Source organism: Pseudarthrobacter phenanthrenivorans, from assembly GCF_000813845.1.
Taxonomy (GTDB): domain Bacteria; phylum Actinomycetota; class Actinomycetes; order Actinomycetales; family Micrococcaceae; genus Arthrobacter; species Arthrobacter phenanthrenivorans_B.
On record NZ_JWTB01000007.1, the window covers coordinates 25,630 to 42,998 of the forward strand.

The following is a 17,369-nucleotide window of genomic DNA, read 5'->3' on the forward strand; positions in this document are numbered from 1 at the left end:
TTCCTCTTTTCCTGGTCCGCGCTTGCCGTCACTGCCGGCCCTGGCCGGTGGAAGTGCCCTGCGCCGGTACGGCCACGGTTGAATGCTCCGGCTGGGCCGCCCGGTGCGGGTTTCCCGCCTCCCTGGCACAGTGCAGGCAGCAATAGATGCCCGCTTCGCTTTCCACGGGATGGCCCAGGATCCGGCAGCCGCAATGCTCGCAGGCAGGAGCCATCATGTGGATTGCGCACTCGAAGCTGTCGAACGTGCCGCTCTGGTTCCCCATGCTGACTGTGAACATCCGGCCCTCGCTGCTGCCGCAAACGTCGCATCCGCCCATCGTCTCCGCCTCCTGTTGAAACGCCTGTTCCCGACACTCAAGTTGACCGCCAGGGCCGCTCAACTGCCTAGGGGCGAAGGTCCTCCCGGGCCTAAAGGTGCCGGAGGTACCGTTCGGGTGAGTCCATGAAGCTCCGCCAGGCGGCGACGAGTTCCAGTTCCTCCCAGGACCGGGCCCGGAGTCCCCAAGGTCCGACCTCAAGGATGGTGGCCCCGGGAAGCGCCGCCAACAAAGGGGAATGGGTGGACATCAGCACCTGCGATTTCCCGTCTGCGAGGCGTTCCTTGAGGACGGACAGAAGGCCCAGGCAACCGGAAAAGGACAAGGCGGATTCCGGTTCGTCCAGTACCCACAGGCCGGGCCCGGCGAACCTGTCGGCTGCCAGCTGCAGGAAGGACTCGCCGTGGGACATGTCATGGAAGGGGATGTCCGGCCTGGAGGTGCTGGGGTTGTTTTCCAGGTACGTGTAGAAGCCGTGCATGGTCTCAGCCCGGAGGAAATAGCCGCGGCGGGTTGCTCCCGCGTTCCGGATGAGCTGGAGATGGTCGCCAAGGATGGATTCGCTGCGCCGCGTAACGTGGCGGGCACCCGTGGACCCGCCCTCGGGCGAGAGCCCGTAGGCGAGGGCCACCGCTTCCACCAGGGTCGATTTTCCCGAGCCGTTCCCGCCTACCAGGATGGTGGCTGGGCCGAGGTCGAGGCCCTGGTCGAGGACCTGCAAAACCGGCGGAAGGACCGCTGGCCAGCGCGAGCGGTCCAGCATGTTTCCGGGGTCTTCTCCCAACCGCCGGACCGGGTATGCGCTCAGGGCCATGGCTCCATCCTTCCAGCAGGAATTAATCCGCACGGCTCCCATCCGCCCCGGGTCCCGCTCCGAATCCCAACTGTACGAGTCCACGACGAGCCTAGGACGGGACGATGGATGACCTGGACCAGCAGGCCCTCACGGCCGCTGTCATCAAGGAACATGGGCTGGACCTCGCGCAGCTGTGGATGGAGTTTGTCGCACTGGGCGGGGATGCCTCCGAACAACTCATTCGCGACTACTGCGCCGGCGAGGCCACCCTGTCGCCGAAGGAGCGGGATGCCTTGGCCCAGGCGGTAAACGAACACTGCGCTACCGAGGGCCTTCCGCTCCGCGCTCCGCTCAGCGACTCCGACCTTGTCCTTTTGCAGCCGGAACAGCGTGACCCTGACTGCAAGGGGCCTTACTCGTCGAAGTAGGTGAAGGTGTCCGTGGCGCCGGCCACGGATTCGACCACGGCGGCAGCAACTTCGCGGAGCTTCATGTTCCTGCTGTTGGAGGCGTCGCGCAGCAGCTTGAAGGCTGCCGCCTGGCTGCACCGGTTTTGCGCCATGATCGCGCCCGTGGCCAGGTCGATCACCGTCCGCGTCTGCATGGCAGCGCTCATGCCTTCCTTGGTTTCCTCAAGTTTCAGCATGCGCAGCGCCAGTTTCAGTCCCTTGGAGGCCTGCCGCACAAACCCTTCGGCCATGTTGATCCCGCCACTGCCAACGTCAACAGGCTGCGGGCAATAGAACGTCAGGACACCCCGGGCGTCCTCCTCAAGCACGGCCGGGATGCTCAGCACCGAGAGGAACCCCTGCCTGCGTGCAGCCCGGACGTACTCCGTCCAGCGCTGCTCCCGCCGCAGGTCCGGAACCAGGACAGTGCCGGCCGTCCGCATGGCCGTCAGTCCCGGGCCGTCCCCGTATGTGGACTCCAGCCGGGCCATCCCCAGGCCGGGGTTGCTGCCGGCAGTCGCCGCCGGCTTCTTGGGCCGCATTACCGTGATTTCACAGCAGCAGGGATGGTCCGCAGAGCCGAGCCGGGTCGCGGCATAGGTTGCCAGACCTTGAAGGAACGCCTCGACCTCAGGGTTCTGCAGGAACGACTCCTGGAGATGGAGGGCAACGTCTGCGAAGTCCCCGTCTTCGGGGACGCCGGGATTGTGCACCGGTCTTACCTCCCGGACATTGGTTAAAAGCCACAACATTGCGGCCGCCCACTGCCGAACGGTGATGCCAGCCTACCTGTGCGGAGGCCTTACTCTGGCAACATGACGCGCCTCTCCACCCCGGCCGGGTCCCTGCAGGGGAATTCCTTGCAGGCCGAAGGGACAACGGTCCACCGCTTCCTGGGCATCCCCTACGCCGCATCGGTATCGGGCACCAACCGGTTCCGCCCGCCCGCGCCGGTTCCGCCCTGGGACGGAGTGCTGGACTGCACCGTTCCCGGACCCGCGGCACCCCAGAACCCCGAGTCACCCGCCCCGCCCGGAACTTTGCCGCGCAGCTGGAGCGAGGAGGGCTGCCTCAACCTCAACATCTGGACGCCGGGCACGGATGGTCCGGCGAGGCCGGTGATGGTCTGGATCCACGGCGGCGCCTTCCTCATGGGCGCCAACAGTGACGGCATGTACGACGGCGCCCGGCTCGCCGCGGCGGCCGGCGCAGTGGTGGTTGGCATCAACTACCGGCTTGGCGCCCTGGGCTTCCTGCATCTGGCGGAACTGCTGGGCCCGGAGTTCGCGGACTCATCGAACCTTGCCCTGCTTGACCAGCTGGCGGCACTGCGCTGGATCCGGCACAACATCGTGGCGTTCGGGGGCGACCCGGAGAACGTGACTGTCTTCGGCGAGTCAGCAGGCGCCGCAGCCGTCGGCACCCTGCTGGGGATGCCGGCGTCGGAAGGCCTCTTCCGCCGGGCCATCATGCAGAGCGGCACCGCCGAACGCTGCCGCCGCCCGGAGGATTCGGCACGCGTGAGCTCGCTCTTCCTCGAGCTGTGCCGCTTGTCGCCGTCCTCCGCCGCCGAACTGCTCACGCTCCCGGTGGAGCGGCTGCTGGCCGCGCAGCAGGACCTTGAGCGGCGTTTTGCCGCTGAATCCTTCGCAGTCCCGCTGCCGTTCCAGCCGACGGCCGGGACACCGTCGCTTCCCGCTCCGCCGCTGGAAAGTATCCGCAACGGACTCAATGGCGGGGTGGACCTGCTGATCGGGACCAACCTCAACGAGGGTTCGTTCGCCGTCGAAATGCGCCCGGCCATTGCCGGTGACCCGGACTTTCCGGACCGTGCCGCGGCAACCCTTGCCGGCAGCGGAGTGCCGGCGGCCGCAGCATCCGGCTACGCCGAGGCACTGGCCGGGGTGATGGGCCGGGAACCCAGCGGCAAGGAACTGCTGGAGGCCTCGATCGCGGACTCCCTGTACCGCCAGCCGAGCAACCGGCTGCTGGATGCCAGGAGCCTCGCGGCCCGGAACGGAGCCGGCGGAAGGAATTTCGCCTACCTGTTCACCTGGCGCAGCCCGGCCATGGGCGGGAAGCTCGGCGCCTGCCACGCGCTGGAGATCCCGTTCGTCTTCCGGCACCTTGATGCTCCGGAAGCCGCCTTCCTCACCAGGGGCCTGGCTCCCCGGGCACTGGGAGATACCATGAGCCTCGCCTGGGCATCCTTTGCCCGCGACGGACGGCCCCAGCCGCCGGCATGGCCGGAATACGGCGCGGAGCGGAGCACGCTGGTCCTTGACGAGGACGTCCGGGTGGAAGCCGACCCGCGCCGCGGAATCCGGGAGTTTTTCGCCGCCGTCAGCCCGCTGCTGCCAGCTGGTTGAGCTTGTCCCGGATCCCGTTCAGGGCGGGATCGCGCAGGGACATGAATGCAGGCTTCAGGAGCGGCTGGATGATCTTGGCCGGCCCGTTGATGCTGAACTCCGCCGTGTACTTCACCACCGAGCCCGTCCCGTTGGGGCTGACATCGATCGAGTCGAAGGCAGTCACGGTTTTGTTCTCGCCCCGCAGCTTGATGTGGTTGGCGGTCAGCTCAATGACTTCGTATTCCAGAGACTGGCGCTTGCCCCGGAACTCGGACTCGGCATGGTACCGGTGGCCAACAGCCACAGGGCCCGGGGTGAGCTTATCCATGACAGGGGTGTTCGGATCCCACTCACTGGTGTTCTCGAACTCGCTCAGGAAGGCGAAGGCCTTCTCTGCGGACAGGTTGGTTTCCACACTTCCGGTGACTGTGATCATCGTCCCAGTCTAGGAAGGGGTCGGCTGGAAGCCCAGCCCCGGAAACGGGGCCGGGCCATCCCGGCGGAAGCTAGCCGGTGACGCCGACGGCAAGATGCTGCAACTGCCCGTCCACGACGGTGGCCAGCACCTGCCCGCGCGCCAGCTCGTCAGGCGCTGCGGCCAGCGGATCAACGTCCAAAATCGTGAAGTCAGCGCGCTTGCCCACCGCAAGCGACCCCGCCTCCGCCCACTCCCCTGCTGCTTTTGCGGCATGGGAGGTGTAGCCTTCCAGCGCCTGCCGGGCGCTGAGGGCCTGGCCGGGGGCGATCGGCTGCTCGTCGGTATGGCCGGACCGCCGCCGCAGCTGGGCGTCCGCGAGGATCGGCAGGGGTTCAAACGGCGCCACCGGCCAATCCGAACCAAGCGCGAGCGTTACGCCCGCGGACCGGAGGTCCGCGCACCGCCAGCCGCGGTCCGCGCGCTCCTTGCCCAACCGGGTGGACCAGTTGTCGGTCTGGTCCGCGCGGGAGTAATGGGTGCAATGGCTGGGTTGCATGCTGGCGATCAGGCCTGACTTTGCGAACCTCTCGATGATGCCGTCCGGAACCGTTTCAATATGCTCGATCCTGTGCGGTGCCCGGGCCATGTGCGCCGGAAGATCCTCAAAGGCCGCCACCACCGCGGCCACGCCGGCGTCCCCGATGGCATGGGTGGCGGTGGGGATGGCCCGTTCGGCAAAGAACCTGACGGCCCGGGCATACTCCTGCGGACGCGGCCAAAAAGGTGCAACGGACTGGCCGTAGATATCCGGCTCGAAGAGCCAGGCCGTGCCGTTATCCACGGTTCCGTCCACGAACAGCTTGATCCCTGCCACCTTCCACCGGGAGCCGCGGACGTTTTCCACCTGACCGGCGAGCCGCTGCCAGTCGGCGTCCCCGCTGCCCGGCATGCACCACGGCGATACCCGCACCCGCACCGGCAGTCCCCTACCGGCCGCGGCCAGGTCGTTTTCGAGGGCCGCAAGGAGCTCCAAGGTTCCTTCCCCGCAGTCCATGACATGGATGCCCGTCAGGCCGGCGCGGGAGAAGGACTCGAAGACTTCGCCCAGCCGCTCCTTCCGTTCCTGGAAGGTCTCCGTCGGCATGAGCGTCAGGACCAGGTCCAGTGCGGCGGCCTCCAGCAGGAGCCCGGTGGGCCTGCCACTGCCGTCGCAGACCACTTCTGCGGCCTGGTCGAAGTGCCGTGGTCCCGAGATTCCGGCCAGTTCCAGCGCTGCCGTGCTGGCGAGGGCTGAGTGGGCATCGAACAGGCGGATCAGCGCGGGCCTGCCGCCGACGACGTCGTCGATCAGCTCCCGGTGGGGCGGCACGGACCCGAACGCGTTGGGATCAAGCCCCCAGCCGCGGACCCAGCCGCCCGGCGGGGTGGCCTCCGCTTCCGCCCGCAGCAGTGCGCGGACGGCGGCGAGGTCCGTGATGCCGGAGAGGTCGCAGCCCCGCGTCATGTCCAGGCCCATGACGGGGTGGACGTGGCAGTCCACCAGGCCGGGCGTGAGGACCGCCCCGCCAAAATCGATGACTTCCGATTCACCCCAGGAGCGGGCCTCGTCCCGCGTCCCGATCGCCTGGATGCGTCCGTCGCGTACCGCTATGGCCTGTGCTGAGGGCCCGCCGCGCGTTTCATCCATGGTGTGGACCGTGCCGGCGAGGATGATCAGGTCCGGGTTGATGTCATTCATGGGTTTCAAAGCTTCCAATTCGGTCGAAAATTGCTGGACGGCGGCGGCGCACCCACCGCGCGGCCAGCAGGCCGGCGGCGAACACCACGGGCGTTACCAGGATCAGGATGGTGTTGGTCAGCGGGTCCGCGGCGGTGAGGAGTTCAATGTTCACCGCGATCAGCAGGACGACGCCGAAGAGCAGGATGGCGGAGACCAGGCTGAGCGGGGCAAGGATTTTGTTGCGGGCAGCGGAGGGATTCCGGCGGAGGTAGAGGAACGCGGCCACGGACACGAGCCCCTGCAGGCCAACGATGCCGAAGATCCCCGGCGTGTTTACCCAGATCAGGAGCTGCTGGTAGGGGTCCGCGTTGAGGACGGCGCAGATGGTGATGACCACGGCCGCCAACAGGGTCTGCAGCTGTCCGGCACGGTGCGGCGAGCGGAACCGGTGGTGGGTCCGGCCCAGGAATGCGGGCAGGATGCCGTCCTTTGCCAGCATGTAGACGTAGCGGTTGATGGCGTTGTGGAACGCCAGTTGTGAGGCGTAGACGCTCGTGACGATCAGGACGTACATGGCAGTTTCTGCCCAGGGTCCCACGTAGTGCCCGATGGTTTGGAAGAACATCCCGCCGGACAGTTCCCCGGCGGCTTCCACCACCTGGTCGTCCCCGAACGCCTGGATGACGGCCCAGACGATGAAGGCGTAGAACACGGACATGAAGCCCACCGCGATGTACATGGCCCGGGGAACGGATGTATCCGGGTCGCGGGCTTCGGAGCGGTACAGCACGGTGGATTCGAACCCCATGAATGCGGCGAAGCAGATGCCCAGGATGGCCAGAACGCCGGGCCCGAAGGCCTGCCCGGGGCTGAAGGATCCCATGCTGATGCCGTGTGCGCCGCCGCTTCCCAGGATGCCTGCGCCCATGACGCCGAGGATGCCGGTCTCTGCGACCAGGAGCACGCCCAGGACCTTGGCGCCGACGTCGATGCCCCGGTATCCCAGGAACCAGACGGCAGCGACGGCGGCAAGGGCGACCGCGGGCCATGGCACGTCGAGTCCGAAGAGGACCTGCAGCATGTCGTGCGTCTGTACGGCAAAGAGGCCGTAGACGCCGATCTGCAGGCAGTTGTAGGAGATGATCGCAAGGATGGCTGATGCCAGGCCCGCGGTCTTTCCCAAAGAAATCGAGATGTAGGTGTAGAAGCCGCCGGAAGCCTTCACATGCCGCGTCATTGCCATGAAGCCGATGGCGAAGAGGGTCAGGACGATGCCGGCCAGGAGGTAACCGGCCGGGGCGCCGATGCCCGCGACTCCGATCGCCACCGGGGCTACGCCTGCCATCACTGTCAGGGGTGCCGCGGCCGAAATCACCAGGAAGGCGATGCCTCCGGTGCCCAGCGCGTTGCGTTTGAGTGCGCCGTCCGGGGACGGCGGTTTTGGTCGGGTTTTGGTAGCAGGCATGGCGTGGTCCTTTCCTGGGAGCCCACTTAAACGAAAGGCTTTCGTTTAGTATGGGACCAAGTGGTCCGGAGCACAATAGGTTTCCCGTGACGGCGGGTAATGTTTCCGGCAGTTAGGCTGGACCCGATGTCCAAGAGCTGCAGTCAGGAGAACCGATGGGCCGCCCGCCCCTCCCGTTGATTTCGGTGGAGGCCCTCACCTCGGCCGCACTCGAACTGGTGGACCAGACCGGTGATTTCAGCCTTCCCAAGCTCGCCAAGAGAATTGGCGTCAGCCAGTCCTCCATCTACAACCATGTCAGCGGCCGGGACGAGATTCTGGAACTGTTGAGGCACCGGATCATTACCGAGGAACCGTATCCGCCGGTGGACCACCAGGATTGGGAAGCGGCGCTGCGGGTCCTCATCCGCGCGTACAGGGATGCGTTCGCCCGGCATCCGCGGCTGGCACCCCTGATGGTGCTGCAGTCCATCACCGACCCGGAAGTCATCGGGCTCTATGAGGACCTCGCACTTGCGCTGGAAGCCGCGGGTTTCAGGGGCCGGGACGTGGTGGCGGCGATTTCGACCATTGACAGCTTTGCCTTGGGCGCGGCACTCGACCTTGCCGCCCCGGAGGTCGTCTGGGACCCCCCGGCCGACGGTTATCCCGCGTTGAAGCGTGCGTTGGGCTTTTCCGGCCCGCCATCGGAACGCGGCAATCACGCCTTCGATTTTGGGCTGGATGTCATTATCGCGGGGCTGCGGGCGAAGCTGGCGGGCTGACCCGCAGCGCCGCCCGCATCCGGGGCTGGATCCACACCTGGTACCCCTCGGCGGCGGTGAACAGCTCCCTGTGGCCGGCGGCGTCGGCGGCCAGCCACAGGGCAGCGGGGTTCGGCATGGCGTCATCCACCACGCCGGCCCGGACCAGGGTGCAGTTCCGGCGGATCTCCACCGGAACGCCGATCAGCCGGGTCCAGCTGGAAGAGGGGTAGGGCTTCATGGCATTCCCCCGGGTGTCCGGCTAGCAGGACTCGAAGTCGGTAAGGACCTTCACTTTGCCGGCTGACGCCGACGACGGATCGAACGTGTAGCCGATCCACTCCTTCGCCAGCCGGCGGGCCAACTCGATCCCCACGACACGCTGGCCCATGGTGAGCACCTGGCAGTCGTTGGAGAGGATTGAGCGTTCCACCGAGAAGGAGTCGTGCGCGGCGGTGGCGCGGATTCCCTCCACCTTGTTCGCGGCGATGGCCACGCCGATTCCGGTGCCGCAGAAGAGGATGGCGCGGTCCGCTGCGCCGTCCCGGATCATTTCCCCGGCGGTGATGCCGACATACGGGTACGGCCTGGTGAAGTCGTCCGGGGCGTCACTTCGGCTGACCCCGATGTCGATGACTTCGCTGACGCGCGGATCCTGCCGCAGGTCCGCGAGGACCTTGTCCTTGTAGTCCACGCCGGCTTCATCCGCGCCGACTATGAGCCGCAGCCCCATGGTGTGTCCTTCCGTTGTCATTGCTTTGCTCCCGCCGGTGCGGCTGCGCTCGCGGTTGAGGTGGTGAAGTGCGGTCCCATGACGGCGAAGACCATCGCCAGGGACGTGGCGCCCGGGTCCGGGGTGCCCAGGCTCTTCGCGGCGAGGGGGCGTGCCCGGCCCTTAAGCGGAAGGAGGTCCGCCGTGGCTTCCGCCGCTGCAGCCGCTTCCTGGGCGGCTTCCTGCCAGGCCCGGCCGGACTCCACGCCGCCGGCCAGGCGGCGTGCGAAGCCGGAGGCGAAGGGCAGCAGGGCGTCCACCATGGTCTTGTCCCCGGTTTCGGCCTTGCCCAGCTGGACGATCCGTTCCGCGAACGCGGTGACGGCTGCCGCGAGGCCCTGGGGTTCAGGCGCGGAAGAGTTGCCCAGCGTTTCGCCGAAGGCCCGCAGGCCTGCCCCCCACAGCACACCCGATGTTCCGCCCGCCTTGTCCGCCCAGGCATCTCCGGCCGCGGCAAGGACATCGCCTGCGCCCGCGCCCCGGCTGAGTGCGTCGGCAGCAGCCCCGGCTGCCGCATCCACGCCCCGCACCATGCCGCGGCCGTGGTCGCCGTCGCCGGCGATGGCGTCCATCCGGCCCAGGCGTTCCTCCGCCCCGTGCAGGGAGGATTGCGCGGCATAAATAGCGTCAACGCAGGCGGCCGCGTACTCGCGGGAGGCCTCCGTGGCGGCGAAACCAGCGTCGGCGGCACCGCCGTCGGACGCTTCTTCCCCGGCGGCAGCGCCCGCCGGCGTGGTCACGGCGCCCCGGCGGTAGGCAGGGGTTTCTGCCGGAGCTGTCCAGAGCGGTTCCAGTTCTTCGTCCAGCCACGTCACCGTCAGCGAGACGCCGGCCATGTCAAGGCTGGTGACCAGTTCGCCCACTTCGGGCATGACCAGGGTGTAGCCGGCGGCGCGGAGCAGCGGTGCCACGGTTCCCCAGAGGACGAAGAGCTCCTCGTGCTTGGTGGATCCCAGGCCGTTGAGGATGACGGCGATCCGCTTGCCGGCGTTGGCGGGGGTCTCGGAGAGAACCCGGGCCACCAGTTCCCGTCCCAGCTCCTTGGCGGACGGAAGGTCCGTGTCGTGGAGGCCGGGCTCGCCGTGGATGCCCAGGCCCAGGCCCATCTGTCCGTCCGGGAGCGTGAACAGCGGTGATTCGGCGCCGGGGAAGGTGCACCCGGCGAACGCGCTGCCGATGGTGCGGGTGAGGTCATTGGCCTTGCGGCCCAGACGGACCACCTCGGCCAGGCTGTCGCCCCGCTCGGCGGCCGCACCCATCACCTTGAAGACCGTAAAGTCACCGGCAATGCCGCGGCGCTTGGCGGATTCCGACGGCGGCGCGCTGGCGATGTCGTCCGTCACCAGGACGTTCTCCACGGCGATGCCCTCGGCGGCCAGGCGCTCGCTGGCCATGCCGAAGTTCATCACGTCACCCGCGTAGTTGCCGTAGGTGAACACGACGCCGGCCCCGGACTCTGCGGCCTTGGCCACCGAGTAGGCCTGCTGGGCGGACGGCGAGGTGAAGATGTTGCCCACCACCGCGCCGTCGGCGAAGCCCGTGCCGATGATTCCGGCGAAGGCCGGGTAATGGCCGGAACCACCGCCGGCAAGGACGGCGACTTTGGGCCGCGCCGGCCGGTAGCGGCGGACGGCACCGCCGGGGACCTGGCGGACCAGGTCCGAATGGACGTCGCAGAAGCCTGCCAGGGCCTCCTCGGCGAACTCTGAGGGGTCGTTGAAGATTTTGGTCATGGGAGGTTCTCCGGCGTCCGGGGTTCTGTCAGTGCTGGGGCTGTGGGTGGTGACTGGTGGCAGGTGGCTGCTAGTGCATGTGGCTTCCACCGTTGATGTCAACGGTGGTGCCGGTCAGGTAGGCCGAGTCCTCGGACGACAGGAAGGTGATGACGGAAGCAACTTCCTCGGTGGTGGCGTTGCGGCCCAGCGGGATGCCGGCGTTGATGGCGGCTTCCTGTTCCTCGGTGCTGCCCACGCGGATGTTGGTGTCCACGGCGCCGGGGGTGATGGCGTTGACGGTAACGCCGGTGGTGCCCAGTTCACGGGCCAGGGCCTTGGTGAAGCCCAGGATGGCTGCCTTGGCCGCGGAGTAGGGGACCTTGCCGAAGACGCCGCCGCCGCGCTGGGCGGAGACGGAGGACATGTTGACGATCCGGCCCCATCCGTTTTCGATCATGTCCGGCAGGAACGCCTTGGTCACCAGGTAGGTGCCGGTGGCGTTGACGTCCATGACCTTGTGCCACAGCTCAAGGGTGGTCTCCAGGAACGGGACGGGCGAGGTGATGCCGGCGATGTTGGCCAGGGCGCCGACGGGCGGGAGGTTGCCGGCTGCGACTTCGGCGGCGACGGCGGCCTGGGCGGCGATGACAGAGGCTTCGTTGGCGACGTCGATCTCATGGCCGAAGGCGGGGACGTTGAATTCGTTGCCGATTTCAGCGGCGACCTTGGCGGACTTTTCGCCGTCGAGGTCAAGGATGACGATGCCCCAGCCTTCACGGGCATAGCGGCGGGCGGTGGTGATGCCGATGCCGCGGTCGGAGGTGGCTCCGGTGAGGACGGCGGTGCGCTGGATGGTGGTCATGATGGTGCTCCTTGAATGTGTTTTTGTGGATCGATTGCTACGTATTTGTCGTTATGAGGCGTCAAAACGACATCTGCGGAGCAGTCGATGGTGTTAGAGAAGGTCGGTGATGAAGCTTGCTGCCTTGGCGGCGGCGGCGGGGCGTTCGTCATTGGTGACGTCCCGGGTTTCCAGCTCGAGGGAGAAGTGGCCGGCGTAGCCATCCGCGGCAAGCCGCTTCAGGCCGCCGGCGAAGTCGGCGTCCCCGTTGCCGATGCTGAGGTTGATGTTCCCCGGCACGGCGTCGCGGAGGTGGACGTGGCTGATGCGGCCCCGGTTCCGGTCCAGGTAGGCCTGGATGTCCTCGCCGGAGGCCACGATGTGGCTGAAGTCCATGACGATTCCGACGCCGGATCCTGCCAGCCGGTCCGCAAGCAGTCCCGCGCGTTCCAGGTTCCAGCAGAAGCGCAGGAAGTGCAGGGATTCGGTCCAAAGTTCGACGCCGAACTCCGCCGCCCGCCGCCCGGCACCAGTGAGCTGGGCGGCGACGAGGTCCAAGTCCTCCTCAACGCTCCGGACCGGGGTGTGGCCCAAAGCGCCGCACGGCAGAACCAGTGCCTTCGCACCGATGTTGGCGGACAAGGTCAGCAGGGCGTCCAGGTGGCGCTCCCGCGCTGCCTGCGCATCGGCGTCGAGCACCCTGTTCAGGTCCCCGATGTCGCCGTTCACGGAACGGACGCGGAGCCCGGACGTGTTGACTTCGGCCGACACCGCCTCGACGGCAGCGGCATCCAGCCCGTACGGAACGTGGTCGCAGACGCCGGGCAGGGCACCGAGGTCGATTTCCTCAAAGCCCAGGCCCTTCATGGTGCGGAGCGCACTGGCCAGGTCCTGGTGCCGGAAGCTGATGGATGAGCATCCAAGTCTGGAATGGAACATCATTGATCCTCTGGGTCGTGCCGGGCTGTAGTGATGGGCACCACAGTATCTTCGTTAACTGTCAACAGTCAACTCCCAAAGTCGACTGTTGACAGTGAGAATGATGTGGGTCACACTGGAGCATATCCAGTTTGTTAACAGTCGACAGCGGCCGTCGTTCTGCAGCCGCTCTTCGAAAGGGAACCACCATGAGCAAAGATGCTCTGACCATGCGCGGTCCGGTCCACGGCACCAAGGACGCCAGGCGAGTTGCCATTGGATCCGGCGTGGGGGCCGTCATCGAGACCTATGACTTCATCGGCTTCGGCACCGCTGCCGCACTGTACTTCGGCACCGCCTTCTTCCCCGGGAGCGATCCCGTCACGGGGACCCTCGCCTCCTTCGCCACCCTTGGCGTCGGCTTCGCCGCCCGCCCCCTGGGCGGCATCATCGGCGGCCACCTGGGTGACAAAGTGGGCCGCAAGCCGGTCCTCGTCTCCTCGCTGATCCTGATGGGGCTGGCCACCTTCGCCATCGGCCTGCTCCCCACCTACGCAGCCGTCGGCCTCCTCGCCCCCGCGCTCCTCGTCTTCGTCCGCATCGTCCAGGGCCTCGCCTTCGGCGCGGAATGGGGCGGCGCCATCCTGATGAGCTACGAGCACGCGCCGTGGAAGGCCAAGGGCAAGTACACCGGCATCGTCCAGGCCGGCTTCCCGGTGGGCCTGCTCCTGGCCAACCTGACCTTCCTGGCCAGCGCCGGCCTGGGCAACGAACTGGCCTGGCGCATCCCGTTCCTGGCCAGCATCGTGCTGGTGATCGTGGGCCTGATCATCCGCTCCAAGGTTCCCGAGTCCCCCGTGTTCGATGAGGTGAAGGACAGCGGCACCATCGTCAAGGCACCCATCGTGGAGGTCATCAAGACGGACTGGCGCAACATCGTCAAGGGCATCGGCCTGCGCATCGCCGAGACCGCCGGTTACGCCGTTTCGATCACATACATGATTTCCTACATCAACAGCCAGCACCTCGCGGACAAGACCCAGACCCTGGTCGCCCTGAGCATCGCCTCCGCCATCGGCATTGTCGCCACCCAGGCCTGGGCTGCCCTGACGGACCGCATCGGCCGCCGCCCGCTGTACGTCTGGTCCACCGCCTTCGCGGCCCTGTTCGCCATTCCGATGTTCCTGCTGGTCAACACCGGCCTGTTCATCGCCATCATCCTGACCATCGTGATCTCCTACGCGGTCTGCCAGAACTCCCTCGCCGGCGCACAGGGCGCCTGGTTCCCCGAGCTTTTCCAGGCCAAGACCCGCGCGTCCGGTGCCAGCCTCGCGTACCAGATCTCGGCCATGGTCTCCGGCTTCACCCCGTTCATCACCACCCTCCTGTTCGTCAGCTTCGGCTGGATGGGCCCGGCACTGCTCTTCGGCGCCTACGCCTTGATCGGCCTCTGGGCGGCCGTCGCCACCCGCGAAACCTGGGGCAAGCGGGAACGGGAACTGGCTGATGAGGCGACCAAAAGCACCCCGAACACCGTCAACGCCTGAATGACCACCACGTACAAAACGACCACGGAGCAAGCAATGCCTACAGATACCGTCCAGGACGCCGCCCCGCAGGGACCCGCACTGCAGAATGCGGTGACTCCGGAACGGCTGGAGAAGATCAGCGCCGCCGCGTACCGGATCCGGCACCACGCCCTCAACATGGGCGAGGTGCAGGGCCAGGGGTACGTGGGCCAGGCGCTGGGCGCAGCCGACATGCTCGCCACCGTCTACGGGGACCAGCTGCGGTTCCGCGCCGAGGACCCGCACTGGGAAGCACGCGACCGGTTCCTGTTGTCCACCGGCCACTACGCGATCGGCCACTACGCCGCCCTCGCCGAAGCCGGGATCGTCCCGGTGGAGGAACTGGAGACCTACGGATCGGACGACTCCCGGCTGCCGATGTCCGGCATGTCCACCTACACTCCCGGCATGGAAATCTCCGGCGGCTCCCTGGGCCACGGCCTGACCATCGCCGTCGGCATGGCTCTGGGACTGCGCTACCAGGGCTCGAACGCCCGGGTGTTCAACTTCCTCTCCGACGGCGAACTGGACGAGGGCTCCACCTGGGAAGCGGCCATGGGTGCGCACCACCACCAGCTGGGCAACCTCACCGCCATGGTGGACATCAACGCCCTGCAGGCCGACGGTAAGACCGACACGGTGCTCCGCACCGAACCGGTCACCGAAAAGTGGGAATCCTTCGGCTGGTACACCCAGCGGGTGGACGGGAACGACGTCGGCGCGCTGCTGGCAGCGTTCGACAACGCAGCCGCCCAGGCCGCCGCCGTCGGACGCCCCTCCGTGATCCTGTGCGACACCAAGGTGGGCCGCGGCGTTCCGCTGCTGGAAAACCGCGAAAAGGCGCACTTCATGCGCATCGAAGAAAACGAATGGCAGATCTGCCGCGAGCAGCTCACTGCCGGCTACGAAGGAAAGGCTTCAGCATGAGCACCACCACCGAGGCCCCGGACACCGCAGCTGCTGCGGCAGCCAAGCCGAAGCTGAAGACGTCGGCGATGATCGCGTCGTTCGCCGACCCCGGGCAGAAGACCTCCTCCGCGCCGTTCGGGCACGCACTGGTGAAGGCCGCGCAGGAAAACGACAGGATCGTTGGCCTGACCGCGGACCTGGGCAAGTACACGGATATCCACATCTTCGCCAAGGCCTTCCCGGAGCGGTTTTTCCAGATGGGCATGGCCGAGCAGCTGCTCTTCGGCGCAGCCGCCGGCCTGGCCGAGTCCGGCCTGGTGCCGTTCGCCTCCACCTACTCGGTGTTCGCCGCCCGCCGCGCCTACGACTTCCTGTGCCTCGACGCCGCGGAACCGAACCTGAACGTCAATATCGTGGGTGGCCTGCCGGGCCTGACCACCGGTTACGGCCCCAGCCACCAGGCCACCGAGGACATGGCGATCTTCCGCGGCATGCCCAACCTGACAATCGTTGACCCGTGCGATTCGGTGGACATCGAGCAGGCCGTGCCGCAGCTGGCCGCTTCCGCGGGACCCACTTACCTGCGCCTGCTGCGCGGCAACGTTCCCACCGTCCTGGACGAGTACGACTACACGTTCGAGCTCGGCAAGGCCAAGGTCCTGCGCGGCGGCAACGACGTCGTCTTCATCTCCTCCGGCCTGATGACCATGCGCGCCCTGCAGGCAGCCAAGGCGCTGGCGGCACACAACGTGGACGTCGCCGTCGTGCACACGCCCACCATCAAGCCGTTCGACGCCGAAACCGTTCTCAAGGAGGTCAACACCGACCGGCTCGCCGTCACCCTGGAAAACCACTCCGTGGTGGGCGGCCTGTTCGAAACCGTGGCTTCCGCCGTCGTCACCGCCGGCGTGGGCAAGCGCGTGGTGCCCGTGGCACTGCCGGACCAGTTCCTGGACGCGGGCGCCCTGCCCACGCTGCACGACCGGTACGGCCTCGCCGTCGACCGCATCGTGGCCAAGGTCCTCGCCGAACTCGGCTAAGGCAGCACCAATGCAGAAAGCACGGCACCGGTCCCAGGCCGGAGCCGTGCTTTCTGCCGTAGTATCGAAACCACTACCGACTGTAAACAGTCGACTTATGACATTGAGGACAGAAGCCATGGCCGGACTCACCGCCCCGCTGCTGGGACTGGAAAAGAAAAGCCTGCGCGAGCAGGCACTCTCCGCGCTGCGGACCGCCATCACCAGCGGCGAACTGGAACCCGGCCGGCACCTGGTGGAAACAGAATTGTCCGAGATGCTCCAGATCAGCCGCGGCACCCTGCGCGAAGCCCTCCGCCAGCTGGAGCAGGAAGGCCTGCTGTCCGCCGGACCCCGCGGCCGCCTGTCCGTCCGCCACTTGGACGAAAAGGAAATCCGGGACATCTACGCCGTCCGGGCCGCCCTTGAATCCCTCGCCGCCCGGACCCTGTGCGAACTCCCGGACCGGCAGCACGTCACCGAGTCGCTGCACAAGGCGATCGACGCCATGACCGATGCCACCAGCGGAAGCCTGGAGCAACGTATCGAATCCGATCTCGAGTTCCACCGCACCCTTTGCCGCCTCACCGGCAACGAAACCCTCCTTCACTCCTGGGAATCCCTCGAGGGCTCCATCCGGATGTCCATCATGTTCGCGGGCCTGGAAAAGGGCGTGAGCAACATGAGCGTGGACCGCCACAAGGACATCGTGGCCGCCATCGACACCGGAGACGCCGCCCTGGCCCGGAAGACGATCCTGGAACACATGGACACCGCGGCCGCCAACCTGGTGGCGTAGCTTTCCTGCCTCTGTCAAGCGTTTGGGAATCCCTGCGCACTCCCGGCCGTTAACCTACTGCGCGGTAAATAACCGCGGCGTTAACGAGGGATGGTATGACCGCAAAGTTTGTGTCATTTGAGGACGACGCCGGCAAGGTCACCCGGTATGCCCGCCACGACAACGGCGGCGGGCTCATCGCCCCGGGAGCCATGGTGGCGGACAACGCCAGGATCGGCCCCATGACCTACATCGAGCACGGCGCCAGGGTGGGGGCAGGGTGCCGGATCGGCCACGGCAGCTGGATCGACCGGGATGCCACCATCGGAGACCGGACTGTGATTGGTGACGGCGTCCGCATCGGCCGGGGCACGGTCATCGGCAACCGCGTGCACATCGGCAGCCACTCAAGGATCGGCTCGAGTGTCCTGATCGAGCACGGCGCCCACCTGGATACCGACAGCACCGTGCCAGACGGCAGCGAAGTCCTGGCCGGGGCGCACTCACGCCTGGCACCGGCACGGCACCGGCAGCACCGCAAAACCAAGGGCGGGCTGGCCGCCTAGGCACGGCCTAAAAAGCCCTGCG

19 protein-coding genes are annotated in these 17,369 nt (G+C 67.0%); 8 read left to right on the forward strand and 11 right to left on the reverse strand.

What is annotated here, in order from left to right:
• Positions 1-28: 28 nt before the first annotated feature.
• Both RM50_RS03160 and RM50_RS03165 read right to left on the reverse strand, forming a co-directional pair.
• Positions 29-280 (reverse strand): hypothetical protein, encoded by a 252-nt coding sequence (locus RM50_RS03160; RefSeq protein WP_240471851.1) that lies wholly within the window; start codon positions 278-280, stop codon positions 29-31.
• A 130-nt stretch (positions 281-410) separates the two neighbouring features.
• A complete protein-coding gene (locus tag RM50_RS03165; RefSeq protein WP_043449873.1) occupies positions 411-1,133 on the reverse strand; it encodes an ATP-binding cassette domain-containing protein in 723 nt (240 codons plus the stop codon).
• 104 nt (positions 1,134-1,237) lie between these two features.
• On the opposite strand from RM50_RS03165, the gene RM50_RS03170 reads away from it, so the two are divergent.
• Complete coding sequence (locus RM50_RS03170) at positions 1,238-1,543, forward strand: hypothetical protein (protein WP_043449876.1); 306 nt, start codon at positions 1,238-1,240, stop codon at positions 1,541-1,543.
• Here RM50_RS03170 and RM50_RS03175 read toward each other — a convergent pair.
• Positions 1,528-2,277: a GAF and ANTAR domain-containing protein gene (locus tag RM50_RS03175; protein WP_043449880.1), complete on the reverse strand. Its 750-nt coding sequence runs from the start codon at positions 2,275-2,277 to the stop codon at positions 1,528-1,530. The genes RM50_RS03170 and RM50_RS03175 overlap by 16 nt on opposite strands.
• Positions 2,278-2,379: 102 nt before the next feature.
• Between RM50_RS03175 and RM50_RS03180 the strand changes: the two genes are divergently transcribed.
• Positions 2,380-3,933 carry a carboxylesterase/lipase family protein gene (locus tag RM50_RS03180; RefSeq protein WP_043449883.1) on the forward strand — a complete coding sequence of 518 codons (1,554 nt, stop codon included), beginning with the start codon at positions 2,380-2,382 and terminating at the stop codon, positions 3,931-3,933.
• Here the strand turns inward: RM50_RS03180 and RM50_RS03185 are convergent.
• The 3 genes from RM50_RS03185 to RM50_RS03195 form a co-directional block, all read right to left on the reverse strand.
• Positions 3,908-4,351 (reverse strand): SRPBCC family protein, encoded by a 444-nt coding sequence (locus RM50_RS03185; RefSeq protein WP_043449886.1) that lies wholly within the window; start codon positions 4,349-4,351, stop codon positions 3,908-3,910. The genes RM50_RS03180 and RM50_RS03185 overlap by 26 nt on opposite strands.
• A gap of 70 nt (positions 4,352-4,421) precedes the next feature.
• On the reverse strand, positions 4,422-6,071 hold the full coding sequence (locus RM50_RS03190; protein ID WP_082006955.1) for an amidohydrolase: 1,650 nt from the start codon (positions 6,069-6,071) through the stop codon (positions 4,422-4,424).
• Entirely contained in the window at positions 6,064-7,518 is a 1,455-nt protein-coding gene (locus tag RM50_RS03195; protein ID WP_043449888.1) for an APC family permease, read from the reverse strand. Before RM50_RS03195 ends, RM50_RS03190 begins: the two co-directional genes overlap by 8 nt.
• A 155-nt stretch (positions 7,519-7,673) precedes the next feature.
• Between RM50_RS03195 and RM50_RS03200 the strand changes: the two genes are divergently transcribed.
• Entirely contained in the window at positions 7,674-8,282 is a 609-nt protein-coding gene (locus RM50_RS03200) for a TetR/AcrR family transcriptional regulator (protein WP_043449890.1), read from the forward strand.
• On the opposite strand, the gene RM50_RS03205 is transcribed toward RM50_RS03200, so the two are convergent.
• From RM50_RS03205 to RM50_RS03225, 5 genes are all read right to left on the reverse strand, one after another.
• Positions 8,248-8,502 (reverse strand): hypothetical protein, encoded by a 255-nt coding sequence (locus tag RM50_RS03205; RefSeq protein ID WP_043449891.1) that lies wholly within the window; start codon positions 8,500-8,502, stop codon positions 8,248-8,250. The two genes, RM50_RS03200 and RM50_RS03205, sit on opposite strands and share 35 nt — an antisense overlap.
• A 21-nt stretch (positions 8,503-8,523) precedes the next feature.
• Positions 8,524-9,015: an RpiB/LacA/LacB family sugar-phosphate isomerase gene (locus RM50_RS03210; protein ID WP_276202732.1), complete on the reverse strand. Its 492-nt coding sequence runs from the start codon at positions 9,013-9,015 to the stop codon at positions 8,524-8,526.
• Positions 9,012-10,766, reverse strand: coding sequence for a dihydroxyacetone kinase family protein (locus RM50_RS03215; RefSeq protein WP_043449896.1), 1,755 nt, complete (start codon positions 10,764-10,766; stop codon positions 9,012-9,014). Before RM50_RS03215 ends, RM50_RS03210 begins: the two co-directional genes overlap by 4 nt.
• 70 nt (positions 10,767-10,836) lie before the next feature.
• Positions 10,837-11,610, reverse strand: coding sequence for an SDR family NAD(P)-dependent oxidoreductase (locus tag RM50_RS03220; RefSeq protein WP_043449898.1), 774 nt, complete (start codon positions 11,608-11,610; stop codon positions 10,837-10,839).
• 93 nt (positions 11,611-11,703) lie between these two features.
• Entirely contained in the window at positions 11,704-12,528 is an 825-nt protein-coding gene (locus tag RM50_RS03225) for a sugar phosphate isomerase/epimerase family protein (protein WP_043449900.1), read from the reverse strand.
• Between the two features lie 188 nt (positions 12,529-12,716).
• Here RM50_RS03225 and RM50_RS03230 point away from each other — a divergent pair, with 188 nt between their 5' ends.
• The 5 genes from RM50_RS03230 to RM50_RS03250 all read left to right on the forward strand — a co-directional run bounded on the left by RM50_RS03230 (position 12,717) and on the right by RM50_RS03250 (position 17,347).
• Positions 12,717-14,054, forward strand: a complete 1,338-nt coding sequence (locus tag RM50_RS03230) for an MFS transporter (protein WP_043449902.1) — start codon at positions 12,717-12,719, stop codon at positions 14,052-14,054.
• Positions 14,055-14,090: 36 nt separating this feature from the next.
• Positions 14,091-15,002 carry a transketolase gene (locus RM50_RS03235; protein ID WP_043450295.1) on the forward strand — a complete coding sequence of 304 codons (912 nt, stop codon included), beginning with the start codon at positions 14,091-14,093 and terminating at the stop codon, positions 15,000-15,002.
• On the forward strand, positions 14,999-16,024 hold the full coding sequence (locus tag RM50_RS03240) for a transketolase family protein (RefSeq protein ID WP_043449904.1): 1,026 nt from the start codon (positions 14,999-15,001) through the stop codon (positions 16,022-16,024). The genes RM50_RS03235 and RM50_RS03240 overlap by 4 nt, the downstream gene beginning before the upstream one ends.
• Positions 16,025-16,142: 118 nt before the next feature.
• A complete protein-coding gene (locus RM50_RS03245; RefSeq protein ID WP_043449907.1) occupies positions 16,143-16,802 on the forward strand; it encodes a GntR family transcriptional regulator in 660 nt (219 codons plus the stop codon).
• A 95-nt stretch (positions 16,803-16,897) separates the two neighbouring features.
• A complete protein-coding gene (locus RM50_RS03250) occupies positions 16,898-17,347 on the forward strand; it encodes a transferase (protein ID WP_043449909.1) in 450 nt (149 codons plus the stop codon).
• Positions 17,348-17,369: the final 22 nt, after the last annotated feature.